The organism is Escherichia sp. WS547, assembly GCF_046486065.1.
In the GTDB taxonomy this organism is placed as follows: domain Bacteria; phylum Pseudomonadota; class Gammaproteobacteria; order Enterobacterales; family Enterobacteriaceae; genus Escherichia; species Escherichia coli.
Genome location: NZ_JBJQMA010000006.1, coordinates 31082 through 46952, shown reverse-complemented (window position 1 = coordinate 46952; position 15871 = coordinate 31082). Strand labels below are relative to the sequence as shown.

Sequence of the window (15871 nt, the reverse complement as noted above, 5' to 3'; positions counted from 1 at the left end):
AGACATTTGCCATGCTTAAATGTGATGTCATCACGTATTAGCAAGGCCTTTCCCGTTATACTGCCAGCGTAAAGGATAAGTCACATATTTCTGGAGGGGATATGATTCTTGAGCGCGTTGAAATTGTGGGTTTTCGCGGTATCAACCGTTTGTCGTTGATGCTGGAACAAAACAACGTCCTGATTGGGGAGAACGCGTGGGGTAAATCCAGCTTGCTGGACGCCTTAACCCTGCTGCTATCGCCAGAATTAGATCTCTACCATTTTGAGCGCGACGATTTCTGGTTCCCGCCGGGAGATATCAACGGGCGAGAACATCATCTGCATATTATTTTGACCTTCCGCGAATCGCTGCCAGGCCGACATCGGGTTCGCCGCTATCGGCCGCTGGAAGCGTGCTGGACGCCATGCACCGATGGCTATCACCGTATTTTTTATCGTCTGGAAGGGGAGAGTGCGGAAGACGGCAGCGTGATGACACTGCGCAGTTTTCTCGATAAAGACGGACATCCGATTGATGTCGAGGATATTAACGATCAGGCACGCCATCTGGTGCGTTTAATGCCGGTGCTGCGCTTGCGTGATGCCCGTTTTATGCGCCGTATTCGTAACGGCACGGTGCCAAATGTCCCCAATGTGGAAGTCACCGCGCGCCAGCTCGATTTCCTCGCCCGTGAGTTGTCCTCACATCCGCAAAATCTCTCTGATGGACAGATTCGTCAGGGACTTTCCGCAATGGTACAGCTGCTTGAGCATTATTTCTCTGAGCAGGGGGCCGGACAGGCGCGATATCGTTTAATGCGGCGGCGAGCCAGCAATGAGCAACGAAGCTGGCGCTATCTGGATATCATCAACCGGATGATTGACCGACCAGGAGGGCGCTCGTATCGGGTTATTTTGCTCGGCCTGTTTGCTACTTTGTTGCAGGCAAAAGGCACATTGCGACTGGATAAAGACGCCCGTCCATTGTTGCTGATCGAAGATCCAGAAACCCGTTTACACCCCATTATGCTTTCAGTTGCCTGGCATCTGTTGAATCTTCTGCCATTGCAGCGCATTGCCACCACCAACTCTGGCGAGCTGCTTTCGTTAACGCCGGTAGAACATGTTTGCCGACTGGTACGTGAGTCCTCGCGCGTTGCCGCCTGGCGTCTGGGGCCGAGTGGTTTGAGTACCGAAGACAGCCGACGCATCTCTTTCCACATTCGTTTTAATCGTCCGTCATCGCTGTTTGCACGCTGCTGGCTGCTGGTGGAAGGCGAAACGGAAACCTGGGTTATCAATGAACTGGCGCGTCAGTGCGGACATCATTTTGATGCCGAAGGGATCAAGGTCATTGAGTTTGCCCAGTCCGGGCTAAAGCCACTGGTTAAATTTGCCCGGCGAATGGGGATTGAATGGCATGTACTGGTCGATGGCGATGAGGCAGGGAAGAAATATGCCGCTACGGTACGCAGCCTGTTGAATAACGATCGGGAAGCCGAACGAGAACATTTAACGGCGTTACCGGCGCTGGATATGGAACATTTTATGTATCGCCAGGGATTTTCCGATGTGTTCCACCGCGTGGCGCAAATCCCGGAAAATGTACCGATGAATCTGCGCAAAATTATCTCGAAAGCGATCCATCGCTCTTCCAAACCCGATCTTGCCATTGAAGTGGCAATGGAGGCAGGACGTCGTGGTGTGGATTCCGTACCGACGCTGCTGAAAAAAATGTTCTCACGCGTGCTGTGGCTGGCGCGCGGTCGCGCGGATTAACCGCGAAACATCGTGGCCATTTGTGGCTGAATAGCGTCGAGCATCTCATAGCGCCGACGGTATTCAGCCCGTTTTTTACTGGCGATTTCGGCAATCTCTTTTCGTGCTATCTGTGCCGGAAGGCGGTAATGGCGTTCAGCATCACATACGCCGCCTACCGACTCCCAGAACGCGTTGTAATCAGCATGGATCTTGCCTTCTTTATCGCGATAACGCAGGCTGCGGTAAATATGTGTTTCATTGCTGACGGCAATGATCTGCTCTACCTGCAAACGTTGGGCAAACAGACAGGCCGCTTCCATCACAAGGCGTTTGGGAAATAGCCCGTGGCAGGCTTTCGTCGCATTCTGGATTTCCTGATGTGGAATTTCCCATTTTGCGCCTTGCAGTCCGCCAATAAACATTGTTCTTTCCCCCTGATATTCACACAGGGTAAACGTGATCTCTGCCAGAGGAATACCTTCGCTGTTGCGGAACAGGATTGTGCTGTCACCTTCTTTATCCATTGAGATCATCATGGTCAGCTCAAGTGTGAACTGCTCGCCGTTTTTGCCTTCCAGCTTCGCCAGTTGCAGCCCGGGGGTATTCAAATATAAGCTGAATTCTTCCGCCGACATACATCCGCGGAGTAACGCATAATGGTAACGTAACGCCTCCAGCAATTGCTTACGGCTAAGATTCGCCGCAAGGTAAGGGCGATGCAGACGCACAGGCAGTCGCGGCTGGCGCGTTAACAACACATTGAGATTAGGCCAGTGGGAAAGTTCGTTCATCCACTCAACGCTTAAACGCGGCATAATCAACGAGCGCAGCAAAAATTTCTGGCGAAAACTACGGCGATGCCAGAATTTACCCGGCCGACACTGTCCACGTGCCAGACTAAGAAAAAGTGACAGGCTGCTGAGAGATTCAGATGGCGTAAAGGTCCGTTCAGTTAGCTGCGACATATTCATGAAATCAATGGTTATACATGACGTCGATTTCACCATTGCGTATCTTAACCAAACATCAATAGTGTGATTACTAACGTAAATTTTAGGGTTTTGTTGATATTTCGTTGAAGTTAATGACCCGGATTGGCATATGGAGTATTCAGAATATTTATGAAAAAGCGGAAAACCGTGAAGAAGCGTTACGTTATTGCGCTGGTGATAGTCATTGCCGGGCTGATTACGTTATGGAGAATTCTTAACGCACCCGTGCCGACTTATCAGACGCTGATTGTGCGCCCCGGTGATTTACAGCAAAGCGTGCTGGCGACCGGAAAGCTGGACGCGCTGCGTAAGGTTGATGTGGGCGCGCAGGTCAGCGGTCAGTTGAAAACGCTGTCGGTGGCGATTGGCGATAAAGTAAAAAAAGACCAGCTTTTAGGGGTTATTGATCCTGAACAGGCTGAAAACCAGATTAAGGAGGTGGAAGCAACGCTGATGGAGCTACGCGCGCAGCGGCAGCAGGCGGAAGCGGAGCTGAAACTGGCGCGGGTGACGTATTCCCGTCAGCAACGTCTTGCACAAACGCAAGCGGTTTCACAGCAGGATCTCGATACCGCCGCGACGGAGATGGCTGTGAAACAGGCGCAAATTGGCACCATTGACGCGCAAATCAAGCGCAATCAGGCCTCACTCGATACGGCTAAAACCAATCTCGATTACACCCGCATCGTTGCCCCGATGGCCGGGGAAGTCACGCAAATAACCACTCTGCAAGGCCAGACGGTGATTGCCGCACAACAAGCACCGAACATTCTGACGCTGGCAGATATGAGCACCATGCTGGTAAAAGCGCAGGTTTCTGAAGCGGATGTAATCCACCTGAAGCCGGGGCAAAAAGCCTGGTTTACGGTGCTTGGCGATCCACTGACGCGCTACGAGGGGCAAATCAAGGATGTGCTACCGACGCCGGAAAAGGTTAACGACGCTATTTTCTATTACGCCCGTTTTGAAGTCCCCAACCCCAATGGTTTGCTGCGGCTGGATATGACCGCGCAAGTGCATATTCAGCTCACCGATGTGAAAAATGTGCTGACGATCCCTCTGTCGGCGTTAGGCGATCCGGTTGGCGATAATCGTTATAAAGTCAAATTGTTGCGTAATGGTGAAACACGCGAGCGTGAAGTGACGATTGGCGCACGTAACGATACCGATGTTGAGATTGTCAAAGGGCTGGAAGCGGGCGATGAAGTGGTGATTGGTGAGGCCAAACCAGGAGCTGCACAATGACGCCCTTGCTCGAATTAAAGGATATTCGTCGCAGCTATCCTGCCGGTGATGAGCAGGTTGAGGTGCTGAAGGGCATCACCCTCGATATTTATGCTGGTGAGATGGTGGCGATTGTCGGCGCTTCGGGTTCCGGTAAATCGACCCTGATGAATATTCTCGGCTGCCTGGATAAGGCCACCAGCGGCACCTATCGCGTAGCCGGTCAGGATGTTGCCACTCTGGACGCCGATGCGCTGGCGCAACTGCGCCGCGAGCATTTCGGCTTTATTTTCCAGCGTTACCATTTGCTTTCGCATTTAACCGCCGAGCAGAACGTTGAAGTACCCGCCGTCTATGCTGGTCTTGAGCGGAAACAGCGGCTGCTTCGCGCCCAGGAGTTGCTGCAACGACTGGGACTGGAAGACCGTACAGAGTATTACCCGGCACAGCTTTCGGGGGGGCAGCAACAGCGCGTCAGCATCGCGCGGGCATTGATGAACGGCGGTCAGGTAATTCTTGCCGATGAACCAACCGGCGCACTGGACAGCCATTCTGGCGAAGAGGTGATGGCGATCCTGCATCAGCTGCGCGATCGCGGGCATACGGTGATTATCGTTACCCACGATCCGCAGGTCGCTGCTCAGGCCGAGCGGGTGATCGAAATTCGCGACGGCGAAATTGTGCGCAATCCTCCCGCCGTTGAAAAAGTGAATGTTGCTGGCGGGACGGAACCTGTTGTCAACACGGCCTCTGGCTGGCGGCAATTTGTCAGCGGTTTTAACGAAGCGCTGACGATGGCATGGAGGGCGCTGGCAGCGAATAAAATGCGTACTTTACTGACCATGCTGGGGATTATTATCGGTATTGCGTCGGTGGTTTCCATTGTCGTGGTGGGCGACGCCGCCAAACAAATGGTGCTGGCAGATATTCGTTCTATTGGTACGAATACTATTGATGTCTATCCCGGGAAAGATTTTGGCGATGACGATCCGCAATATCAGCAGGCGCTGAAGTACGACGACTTAATCGCCATCCAAAAACAACCGTGGGTCGCCTCAGCCACACCTGCCGTCTCGCAAAACCTGCTCCTGCGTTATAACAATGTTGATGTTGCTGCCAGTGCCAATGGCGTGAGCGGCGATTATTTTAATGTCTATGGCATGACCTTCAGTGAAGGAAACACCTTTAATCAGGAGCAGCTGAACGGTCGTGCGCAGGTGGTGGTTCTCGACAGTAATACTCGCCGCCAGCTTTTCCCCCATAAAGCAGATGTGGTTGGCGAGGTGATTCTGGTCGGCAATATGCCCGCCAGAGTCATTGGTGTGGCGGAAGAAAAACAGTCGATGTTTGGTAGCAGTAAAGTGCTGCGTGTCTGGCTACCTTACAGCACGATGTCCGGGCGAGTTATGGGCCAGTCGTGGCTGAACTCCATTACTGTCAGGGTGAAAGAAGGATTTGACAGCGCCGAGGCGGAACAGCAACTCACGCGTTTACTTTCACTGCGCCACGGTAAGAAGGATTTCTTTACCTGGAACATGGACGGCGTCTTGAAAACCGTTGAAAAGACCACACGTACTTTACAACTGTTTCTGACGCTGGTGGCAGTGATTTCGCTAGTGGTGGGCGGTATTGGTGTAATGAATATTATGCTGGTGTCAGTGACCGAGCGGACGCGGGAAATTGGCATTCGCATGGCTGTAGGTGCGCGAGCAAGTGATGTGTTGCAACAGTTCCTGATCGAAGCCGTGCTGGTTTGCCTGGTCGGTGGCGCGTTGGGAATAACACTGTCACTGTTAATTGCTTTCACCTTGCAGCTTTTCTTACCCGGCTGGGAGATTGGTTTTTCACCGTTGGCGCTGCTGCTGGCGTTTCTCTGCTCGACGGTCACCGGGATTTTATTTGGCTGGTTACCCGCACGAAATGCGGCACGACTGGATCCAGTAGATGCTCTGGCACGAGAGTAATTTTTGAGATAAAAATGCCAGCCGATCGGGCTGGCATTTTGCCTTTAGGATGTACACAATGAGACAGAAGAGCTATGCGACTGCCGCTTCTACTTCGACGGGCACAATAACACTGGCGTGATTGCCTTTTGGCCCCTGGTGGACATCAAACTGAACGGATTGTCCAGCTTTTAGCGTTCTGTAACCATCCATCTGAATGGTGGAATAATGAGCGAAAATATCTTCGCCGCCGCCTTCAGGGCAGATGAAACCAAACCCTTTGGCATTGTTGAACCACTTAACAGTACCCTTTTCCATGCTTCGACATCCTTCGCAAATCTTATACAAGTAAGATGGAATAAACCGGGGTCAGAGAGGGGGCTGTTCAAAACCTCGCCAACTCTAGAAATACAATTTAGAGAATTAGGGCGAGCCGTCAAGCATTTGACAGGGGCCAGGGGGCAGGTATGAATCAAAAATTTGAAGCAGTTAACGCTATTGACAGGAATGTGACAGATGTCGCTGATGCCAACGATAGATGATAGTTATCTATCATGTGGAGTAGATTGGTCAGGCAAATAAGCTCTTGTCAGCGGCAGGGCGTTCTGCCGATAACCGTAACCGAAGATGATAACTGACAATGGGTAAAACGAACGACTGGCTGGACTTTGATCAACTGGCGGAAGAAAAAGTTCGCGACGCGCTAAAACCGCCATCTATGTATAAAGTGATATTAGTCAATGATGATTACACTCCGATGGAGTTTGTTATTGACGTGTTACAAAAATTCTTTTCTTATGATGTAGAACGTGCAACGCAATTGATGCTCGCTGTTCACTACCAGGGGAAGGCCATTTGCGGAGTCTTTACCGCCGAGGTTGCAGAAACCAAAGTGGCGATGGTGAACAAGTACGCGAGGGAGAATGAGCATCCATTGCTGTGTACGCTAGAAAAAGCCTGAATGCAGGCATAAAAATTGGGGGAGGTGCCTATGCTCAATCAAGAACTGGAACTCAGTTTAAATATGGCTTTCGCCAGAGCGCGCGAGCACCGTCATGAGTTTATGACCGTCGAGCACTTGTTACTGGCGCTGCTCAGTAACCCATCTGCCCGGGAGGCGCTGGAAGCGTGTTCTGTGGATTTGGTTGCGCTCCGTCAGGAACTGGAAGCCTTTATTGAACAAACCACACCCGTTCTGCCTGCCAGTGAAGAGGAGCGCGACACACAGCCAACGCTGAGTTTTCAGCGTGTACTGCAACGTGCGGTCTTCCATGTCCAGTCCTCCGGTCGCAATGAGGTTACCGGTGCAAACGTTCTGGTCGCTATCTTTAGCGAACAGGAGTCGCAGGCGGCATATCTGTTGCGTAAACATGAAGTCAGCCGTCTCGATGTGGTGAACTTTATCTCTCATGGCACGCGTAAAGACGAGCCGACACAGTCTTCTGATCCTGGCAGCCAGCCAAACAGCGAAGAACAAGCTGGTGGGGAGGAACGTATGGAGAATTTCACGACGAACCTGAATCAGCTTGCGCGCGTGGGCGGAATCGACCCACTGATTGGTCGTGAGAAGGAGCTGGAGCGTGCTATTCAGGTTCTCTGCCGTCGCCGTAAAAACAACCCGCTGCTGGTGGGGGAATCTGGTGTCGGTAAAACCGCGATTGCAGAAGGTCTTGCCTGGCGAATTGTTCAGGGCGATGTGCCGGAAGTGATGGCTGACTGTACGATTTACTCTCTCGATATCGGTTCTCTGTTAGCGGGCACAAAATATCGCGGCGACTTTGAAAAACGTTTTAAAGCGTTGCTCAAGCAGCTGGAGCAGGACACTAACAGCATCCTGTTTATTGATGAGATCCACACCATTATCGGTGCGGGTGCAGCGTCTGGTGGTCAGGTCGATGCGGCTAACCTAATCAAACCGTTGCTCTCCAGCGGTAAAATTCGCGTAATTGGTTCGACAACCTATCAGGAGTTCAGCAACATTTTCGAGAAAGACCGTGCTCTGGCGCGTCGCTTCCAGAAAATTGATATTACTGAACCGTCGATCGAAGAAACTGTTCAAATCATCAATGGCCTGAAACCGAAGTATGAAGCGCACCACGACGTGCGTTATACCGCAAAAGCGGTGCGTGCAGCGGTAGAGCTGGCGGTGAAATACATTAACGATCGTCATCTGCCGGATAAAGCCATTGACGTTATCGACGAAGCGGGCGCTCGCGCACGCCTGATGCCGGTAAGCAAACGCAAGAAAACCGTTAATGTGGCGGATATTGAGTCCGTGGTGGCCCGTATTGCGCGCATTCCAGAGAAGAGTGTTTCTCAGAGTGACCGCGATACCCTGAAAAACCTCGGCGATCGCCTGAAAATGCTGGTCTTCGGTCAGGATAAAGCCATCGAGGCGCTGACTGAAGCCATTAAGATGGCGCGTGCAGGTTTAGGTCACGAACATAAACCGGTCGGTTCGTTCCTGTTTGCCGGCCCTACCGGGGTCGGGAAAACAGAGGTGACGGTACAGCTTTCGAAAGCTTTGGGCATTGAGCTTCTGCGCTTTGATATGTCCGAGTATATGGAACGCCATACCGTCAGCCGTCTGATTGGTGCGCCTCCGGGATACGTTGGTTTTGATCAGGGCGGTTTGCTGACTGATGCGGTCATCAAGCATCCACATGCGGTGCTGCTGCTGGACGAAATCGAGAAAGCGCACCCGGACGTGTTCAATATTCTGTTGCAGGTGATGGACAACGGTACGCTGACCGATAACAACGGACGCAAAGCGGACTTCCGTAACGTGGTATTGGTGATGACCACCAACGCTGGGGTACGAGAAACTGAGCGTAAATCGATTGGTCTTATCCACCAGGACAACAGCACCGATGCGATGGAAGAGATCAAGAAGATCTTTACGCCGGAGTTTCGTAACCGTCTCGACAACATTATCTGGTTCGATCATCTGTCAACCGACGTGATCCATCAGGTAGTGGATAAATTCATCGTCGAGTTGCAGGTTCAGTTGGATCAGAAAGGTGTTTCTCTGGAAGTGAGCCAGGAAGCGCGTAACTGGCTAGCCGAGAAAGGTTACGACCGGGCAATGGGCGCACGTCCGATGGCGCGTGTCATCCAGGACAACCTGAAAAAACCGCTCGCCAACGAACTGTTGTTTGGTTCGCTGGTGGACGGCGGTCAGGTGACGGTTGCGCTGGATAAAGAGAAAAATGAGCTGACTTATGGATTCCAGAGTGCACAAAAGCACAAGGCGGAAGCAGCGCATTAATCTAATTGTTAGGTAGGTTGGTGAAGTCCGTAATCTCAAAAGAGGTTACGGACTTTTTATTTATGGGGTGGAGGAGGTTCAGACCCTTTTTTTGATGATGATGGTAAGTTGTTGATAATTAGTGCTGCGGGAAGGTAAGGATAAAAAAGGGTGCTGCAGGAGAATGGGATGGTTTTGCTTTATTAACAACGGGCTAAACGTGTAGTATTTGAGTTCATTGCCGTACAGGCAGCTTAGAAAGCCAACCGAAAGAAAAACTCGATTTTTATACCGTTCACTGCCGTACAGGCAGATAAAATGCGAAAAAAAACTCGTACTTTCGTACGAGCTCTTCTTTGAATATGGCGGTGAGGGGGGATTGACTCGCTTCGCTCGCCCTGCGGGCAGCCCACTCACTGTGTTCGTGGTCTGTCCAACTGGCTGCGCCAGTTGTCGAACCCCGGTCGGGGCTTCTCATCCCCCTTGGAGTGCAATATGCGAAAAAAAAGCTCGCACTTTCGTACGAGCTCTTCTTTGAATATGGCGGTGAGGGGGGGATTCGAACCCCCGATACGTTGCCGTATACACACTTTCCAGGCGTGCTCCTTCAGCCACTCGGACACCTCACCAAATTGTTTTGCTACCAAACCTCATGGGTGGCAACGGGGCGCTACTATAGGGAGTTGGAGTAAAACGGTCAAGAAGAATTTTAATGATAATTATTGTTTGCTCATACTGTAAACAAGTTGTGCAGTATATCTACATCGAGACAAGTTATGGACTTATACTTCCAAAGTACTTCATACATATCACAAAATAAAAAGGCCGGTTAAACCGACCTTTTACTCGTTCTTTCTCTTCGCCCATCAGGCGGTAAAACAATCAGCGACTACGGAAGACAATGCGGCCTTTGCTCAGGTCGTACGGGGTCAGTTCAACAGTCACTTTGTCGCCCGTCAGGATGCGGATGTAGTTTTTGCGCATTTTACCGGAGATGTGTGCAGTAACCACGTGACCGTTTTCTAACTCTACGCGGAACATGGTATTAGGCAACGTTTCAAGAACGGTACCTTGCATTTCAATATTGTCTTCTTTGGCCATCTAATCCTCTGGGGTATCACTACCGTAATTTGAACCGGCAAGATAATGCCGAAGTTCTGTAAATAAGTAAAGATTTGCGCGCTAAATCGCAACAAACAGGTTCGGCACATTACTCCGAAAACACACGGCTAAGCCGCACCAAAAGCGCAACGTATAAGGGAGCGGTGAGATAAACGATGGGCGTTACCTGACGCGAAAAATTCCTTATCGGCAGCGGGGTAATGAGCGTAACCAACTCTGCGACCGCAATTATAACACTCTGGGGAGAAATGTGCCGAAAACATTCATTCTTGTGGTGAAAACAAGCACCGTGGTACCCAGAAATTATTCGGCAATCGTCCGAGGCGCATTTGATTGAGATAATTGAGGTAATCCCGGCGGGGAATTTCGCAGGCACCAAGCGACGCTGTGTGATCGTTAAGGACCTGGCAGTCGATAAGTTTACCGCCATGACCAATAAATTCCTCACAGAATACCAGAAGCGCCGTTTTAGACGCATTTTCCATCCGGCTGAACATGGACTCGCCACAAAATAGCGTTCCCTGGGCCACGCCGTACATACCGCCGACAAGCTCATCTTCACGCCAGACTTCAATAGAGTGGGCATGACCGAGTTCGTGAAGGCGATGGTAGGCTTCGACCACGCCACGCGTGATCCAGGTTCCTTCTTCGCGATCGCTGGCACAGCCTTCAATGACCTGACCAAAAGCGTAATTCATCGTGACTCGATAGGGCGAGCGTTTATGAAATCGCTTCATACTACGGCTGATATGCAGTGATTCAGGCCAAAGCACCGCGCGAGGATCGGGCGACCACCAGAGGATGGGGTCACCTGGAGAAAACCACGGAAAAATACCACGCTGGTAAGCCATTAACAGGCGCGCAGGGCTAAGATCGCCCCCCAGTGCCAGCAGGCCGTTAGGCTCACGTAATGCGCCTTCCGGGGAAGGGAAGGCTATTGAATGGCGAGAAAGCTGAACCAGGCGCATGACCGCAAAACTCCACGCAAGTCGGATCGTTCAATAATAGCTTACAAACCCTGCTTAAACTGGTAATAACGCCCCTGTCTGGCAAGCAGTTTTGCGTGAGTACCTTGCTCAATAATTTGCCCGTTGTCCATCACTATTATTTGTTGGAAACGAGAGAGTCCACGAAGTCGATGGGTGACCATTAACACCGTTTTCTCACGCATCATTTCTGCAAGCAATTCAAGGATCTGACTTTCGGTTGTGGCATCTAAGCCTTCTGTAGGTTCATCCAGCAATACCAGCGGCGCATCATGTAACAGCGCACGGGCGATAGCCAGACGGCGTAGTTCACCACCGGAGAGCTGGCGTCCGCCTTCACCCAACCAACTGTTGAGACCTGCATCCTCGAGCAGCTTCTCCAGACCAACGCGACGTAAGATCTCCGCCAGAGCCTCATCACTACTGCCAGGCGAGGCGAGTAACAGATTATCACGCAGCGTGGCGCTAAACAGATGCACTCGCTGTGGCACAACGCTGATGGTCTGTCGTAGAGTCGCTTCATTCAGGCTGGCTATGGGGCTATCGTTAAGCAAAATCTCGCCCTGTTGCGGGTCCCATGCGCGGGTCAGCAGTTGTAACAGTGTTGATTTGCCGCATCCGGTTCGCCCGAGAATCGCTATATGTTCTCCGGCGTTTACCTGAAGAGAAATCCCTTTAAGTGCCTGTTGGGATTGCTCCGGATAAGTGAACTGAACATCCCGTAACGTCAGCGAAACGCGATCGGCAACACGAGTTTGGGTATCAGGGAAGGTGACCTCCGGTTTTTGATCCGTTAAGTCAGTGATCCGTACGGCAGAGGCAATGACTTGCCCCAGATGCTGAAATGCACCCGTTACTGGTGCCAGTGCTTCAAACGCGGCTAACGCGCAGAAGACAAACAGGGCAATTAACGCGCCGGGTTGAGCATTGCCGCCAACGCCGCCAGACGCCATCCACAGCATCAGGATCACCGCTAACGCGCCAATGAGCAGCATTATCGCTTGCGACAATGCGGTGAGTTCAGATTGACGTCGTTGCGCTTCCAGCCACTGAATTTCGGTATTCTCTAACTGCGTGCGATAACGATCGCTGGCACCCAAAATGGTCAGCTCAGCTTGCCCTTGCAGCCAGGCCGTCAGTTGTTGGCGATACTGCCCGCGAAGATGAGTCAGATTTTGCCCGGTGCTTTTTCCCGCACGATAAAACAGCGGTGGCATCAGGAAAAGCGTCAGTAACATAATGCCGCCCAGCGTAAAGGCGAGGGTGAAATCAAGGAAACTTAACCCGATTGTCACCACCATAATCACCACAAAAGCGCCCACCAGCGGCGAGATAACGCGCAGGTAAAGATGATCGAGCGTATCAACATCCGCCACCACGCGGTTGAGCAATTCGCCCTGACGATAGCGCGCCAGTCCGGCAGGGGAGAGGGGCAGCAATTTGCTGAAGGTATAAATGCGCAGATGCTGCAACACGCGGAAAGTCGCGTCGTGACTTACCAGACGTTCAAAATAGCGCCCGGCAGTACGGGTGATTGCTGCACCACGCACGCCCGCAGCGGGTAGCATATAGTTGAAGCTGTACAGTCCGGCAACCCCCGCTACCGCTGAGGCCGAGAGGAACCAGCCGGAAAGTGTCAACAGACCGATACTGGCGAGCAGCGTGACAATTGCCAGCACAATACCAAGACTTAACATCCATTTATGACGTTTATACAGTGCCAGATAGGGTAGCAAAGCGCGCATTTAAATCTCCTCCTGACGATGGGCCAGTAATGTGGCGAATGGGCCACCAGCCACACTTAATTCCGCGTAACGTCCTTGCTCAATAATCTGACCATCCTGCATTACCCAAATGACATCCCAGTCAGCAAGATCTTCTAACTGGTGGGTGACCATTAACGTTGTCTGGCGCAGAGAGGCGGCATTAAGCGCCTCCATTACGCGCTGTTCACTGTGAGCATCAAGGCTGGCAGCGGGTTCATCCAACAGTAATAGCGAACAGGGATTTAGTAATGCTCGGGCCACCGCCACGCGCTGTGCCTGCCCCACGGAAAGGCGGGCAGCCTGGTCGCCAACAGGCGTATCAACGCCTTGTGGCAGGAGCGGTAGAAACTCACTGACCCAGGCGTTATCCAGCGCTGTTTGTAACTCGTGTTCGCTGGCATCAGGTCGTGCCAGTAGTACGTTATCCCGTAGTGTTGCTGCTGGTAATTGTGGGTTTTGCCCAACCCAGGAGAGATGTTTACGCCATGATTCCGGTGATAAATCGCGTAATTCTATCCCGTTGATTCGTAGCGATCCCTGATATGAGAGAAAACCAGAAAGCGCGTTCAGCAGTGAGCTTTTACCTGAACCGCTGCGACCAACCAACACGGCACGTTGGCCTGCTGGCAAAGTAAAGTTCAGCGGTCCGGCCAGCGTTTTACCTTCTGGTGATGTAATAAACAGCTCCTCGGCTTCAATGGTCACCGGATCGGTCGATGCTAATTCCGCCTCACCACGCTGCGGATGGGCAAGCGGGGTTTCCATAAACGTTTTCAAACTGTCAGCTGCACCAACAGCCTGGGCTTTAGCATGATAAAACGTACCGAGATCGCGTAATGGCTGGAAAAACTCCGGCGCAAGGATCAGGGCCAGAAAACCCGCAGCCAGCGTCACGCCAGTATCGTAGTGACCAAAATCCAGCTCGCCGAGATAGGAAAAACCAAAGTAGACCGCCACCAGAGCAATTGACAGCGAGGTAAAAAATTCGAGAATGCCGGAGGATAAAAACGCCAGCCGTAGCACTTCCATTGTCCGTTGGCGGAAATCTTCCGAAGCAGAACGAATACTTTCAATTTCAGCTTCACCACGACCAAAAATACGCAATGTTTCCATGCCGCGCAGGCGATCGAGAAAATGCCCACTTAAGCGAGCAAGAGCGAGAAAGTTACGTCGGTTAGCATCGGCAGCCCCCATTCCAACCAGCGCCATAAACAACGGAATTAACGGAGCAGTGCCCAGCAGAATCAGCGCCGCAGCCCAGTTAGAGGGGAAGATAGCCACCACAATCAGCAACGGCACCGACACTGCCAGCGCCATTTGCGGCAGGTAGCGTGCATAGTAATCATGCATATCGTCAATTTGCTCGAGTACCAGCGTCGCCCAGCTCCCCGCCGGTTTACCCTGAATCCACGCTGGCCCTGCTTGTTGCAGACGGTCGAGAACCTGACGGCGGATGGCAAAGCGGATATGCTGCCCGGCGTGATAACCCACCCGTTCGCGTAACCAGACCACCCATGCGCGCAGTACAAAGGTCAGAACCAGTAACGTAAAGGGAAGCAGCAGGGCTTCACGGGGAATATTCTCCATAATCATATGTTGCAGAATTCGCGCCATGAACCAGGCCTGGGCAATGATCAATATGCCGCTCACAAAGCCCAGCAGACGAGAAATATTCAGCCAACGTTGGGAGATGACGCTTTGCTGTTTTAACCAGCGGGTTAACTCTTTTTGACGGGATTTATTCATTGCACGCTTAGCAGGTGAGTTATCAGAATTATTTGCAGAGCAATGTTACAACGAGGAAAAAATAAAGGCGACCCATAGTCGCATGGTGTCGCCTTCTTTACTTTTGTTACTGATTTGTAAAATTATTTTGCGTCAGCTAAACCATCGAGGTAGCGTTCCGCATCAAGTGCTGCCATGCAGCCTGTACCAGCAGATGTAATAGCCTGGCGATAAATGTGATCCATCACGTCGCCTGCGGCAAAGACGCCAGGGATGCTGGTCTGGGTGGCATTACCATGAATACCCGACTGTACTTTGATGTAGCCGTTTTCCAGTTCCAGCTGCCCTTCGAAAATAGCCGTATTCGGGCTGTGACCGATAGCAATAAACAGACCGGCAACGTCGAGTGACTCGATGTTATCGCTGTTTTGCGTATCGCGCAGACGAACGCCAGTGACGCCCATCTGATCGCCGGTCACCTCTTCCAGCGTACGGTTGGTGTGTAGAATGATGTTGCCGTTCTCCACTTTATCCATCAGACGCTTAATAAGGATTTTTTCCGCGCGGAAACCGTCACGGCGGTGAATCAGATGCACTTCCGAAGCGATGTTAGACAGATACAGCGCCTCTTCAACCGCGGTATTGCCGCCGCCGATGACCGCAACTTTCTGGTTGCGATAGAAGAAACCGTCGCAGGTAGCACAAGCAGAAACTCCACGGCCTTTAAAGGCTTCTTCAGATGGCAGGCCGAGATAGCGTGCAGAAGCTCCGGTGGCAATAATCAGCGCGTCGCAAGTGTATTCGCCGCTATCGCCAGTCAGACGGAACGGACGATTCTGCAAATCAACTTTGTTGATGTGATCAAAGATGATTTCAGTTTCAAATTTGGTGGCATGTTCGTGCATGCGCTCCATTAATAACGGACCGGTCAGATCGTTTGGATCGCCAGGCCAGTTTTCCACTTCCGTGGTGGTGGTCAGTTGGCCGCCTTTTTCCATGCCGGTAATCAGCACAGGTTGCAGGTTGGCGCGCGCCGCGTAGACAGCAGCGGTATATCCCGCCGGGCCTGAACCCAGGATAAGCAGTTTACTGTGTTTGGTCGTGCCCATGAGATCCCCATAGTT

At 51.8% G+C, this 15871-nt stretch carries 13 protein-coding genes, 1 tRNA gene and 2 pseudogenes; 6 read left to right on the top strand and 10 right to left on the bottom strand.

What is annotated here, in order from left to right; genetic code table 11:
* Positions 1-101 precede the first annotated feature (101 nt).
* Positions 102-1760, top strand: coding sequence for an ATP-dependent endonuclease (locus tag ACJHWK_RS07160; RefSeq protein ID WP_001522749.1), 1659 nt, complete (start codon positions 102-104; stop codon positions 1758-1760).
* Here the strand turns inward: ACJHWK_RS07160 and ACJHWK_RS07155 are convergent.
* Entirely contained in the window at positions 1757-2713 is a 957-nt protein-coding gene (locus ACJHWK_RS07155) for a VirK/YbjX family protein (RefSeq protein ID WP_131727183.1), read from the bottom strand. The genes ACJHWK_RS07160 and ACJHWK_RS07155 overlap by 4 nt on opposite strands.
* 150 nt (positions 2714-2863) lie before the next feature.
* On the opposite strand from ACJHWK_RS07155, the gene macA reads away from it, so the two are divergent.
* Both macA and macB read left to right on the top strand, forming a co-directional pair.
* Positions 2864-3979: a macrolide transporter subunit MacA gene (gene macA, locus ACJHWK_RS07150; RefSeq protein WP_000746460.1), complete on the top strand. Its 1116-nt coding sequence runs from the start codon at positions 2864-2866 to the stop codon at positions 3977-3979.
* Complete coding sequence (macB, locus tag ACJHWK_RS07145) at positions 3976-5922, top strand: macrolide ABC transporter ATP-binding protein/permease MacB (RefSeq protein ID WP_170886194.1); 1947 nt, start codon at positions 3976-3978, stop codon at positions 5920-5922. Before macA ends, macB begins: the two co-directional genes overlap by 4 nt.
* Before the next feature lie 72 nt (positions 5923-5994).
* On the opposite strand, the gene cspD is transcribed toward macB, so the two are convergent.
* Positions 5995-6219: a cold shock-like protein CspD gene (gene cspD / locus ACJHWK_RS07140; protein ID WP_000410785.1), complete on the bottom strand. Its 225-nt coding sequence runs from the start codon at positions 6217-6219 to the stop codon at positions 5995-5997.
* A 149-nt stretch (positions 6220-6368) separates the two neighbouring features.
* Here cspD and yljB point away from each other — a divergent pair, with 149 nt between their 5' ends.
* The 3 genes from yljB (at position 6369) to clpA (ending at position 9169) form a co-directional block, all read left to right on the top strand.
* Positions 6369-6443 (top strand): protein YljB, encoded by a 75-nt coding sequence (yljB, locus tag ACJHWK_RS07135; RefSeq protein ID WP_001406719.1) that lies wholly within the window; start codon positions 6369-6371, stop codon positions 6441-6443.
* Positions 6444-6541: 98 nt separating this feature from the next.
* On the top strand, positions 6542-6862 hold the full coding sequence (clpS, locus tag ACJHWK_RS07130) for an ATP-dependent Clp protease adapter ClpS (protein ID WP_000520781.1): 321 nt from the start codon (positions 6542-6544) through the stop codon (positions 6860-6862).
* A 30-nt stretch (positions 6863-6892) separates the two neighbouring features.
* Positions 6893-9169, top strand: a complete 2277-nt coding sequence (gene clpA, locus ACJHWK_RS07125) for an ATP-dependent Clp protease ATP-binding subunit ClpA (RefSeq protein ID WP_000934041.1) — start codon at positions 6893-6895, stop codon at positions 9167-9169.
* Positions 9170-9689: 520 nt separating this feature from the next.
* Here the strand turns inward: clpA and ACJHWK_RS07120 are convergent.
* From ACJHWK_RS07120 to trxB, 8 genes and pseudogenes are all read right to left on the bottom strand, one after another.
* Positions 9690-9777, bottom strand: a tRNA-Ser gene (locus ACJHWK_RS07120).
* 253 nt (positions 9778-10030) lie between these two features.
* On the bottom strand, positions 10031-10249 hold the full coding sequence (gene infA / locus ACJHWK_RS07115; protein WP_001040187.1) for a translation initiation factor IF-1: 219 nt from the start codon (positions 10247-10249) through the stop codon (positions 10031-10033).
* Positions 10177-10329: pseudogene (locus tag ACJHWK_RS07110) on the bottom strand (hypothetical protein); the annotation flags it as partial. The gene infA and the pseudogene ACJHWK_RS07110, both read right to left, overlap by 73 nt.
* Before the next feature lie 59 nt (positions 10330-10388).
* Positions 10389-10533: pseudogene (locus ACJHWK_RS07105) on the bottom strand (hypothetical protein); the annotation flags it as partial.
* Positions 10534-11238, bottom strand: a complete 705-nt coding sequence (gene aat, locus ACJHWK_RS07100) for a leucyl/phenylalanyl-tRNA--protein transferase (protein ID WP_001241678.1) — start codon at positions 11236-11238, stop codon at positions 10534-10536.
* 41 nt (positions 11239-11279) lie between these two features.
* A complete protein-coding gene (gene cydC / locus ACJHWK_RS07095; protein WP_001522751.1) occupies positions 11280-13001 on the bottom strand; it encodes a heme ABC transporter ATP-binding protein/permease CydC in 1722 nt (573 codons plus the stop codon).
* Positions 13002-14768 (bottom strand): heme ABC transporter permease/ATP-binding protein CydD, encoded by a 1767-nt coding sequence (gene cydD / locus ACJHWK_RS07090; RefSeq protein WP_001043595.1) that lies wholly within the window; start codon positions 14766-14768, stop codon positions 13002-13004.
* 122 nt (positions 14769-14890) lie between these two features.
* A complete protein-coding gene (gene trxB / locus ACJHWK_RS07085; protein ID WP_001522752.1) occupies positions 14891-15856 on the bottom strand; it encodes a thioredoxin-disulfide reductase in 966 nt (321 codons plus the stop codon).
* Between the last annotated feature and the right edge of the window lie 15 nt (positions 15857-15871).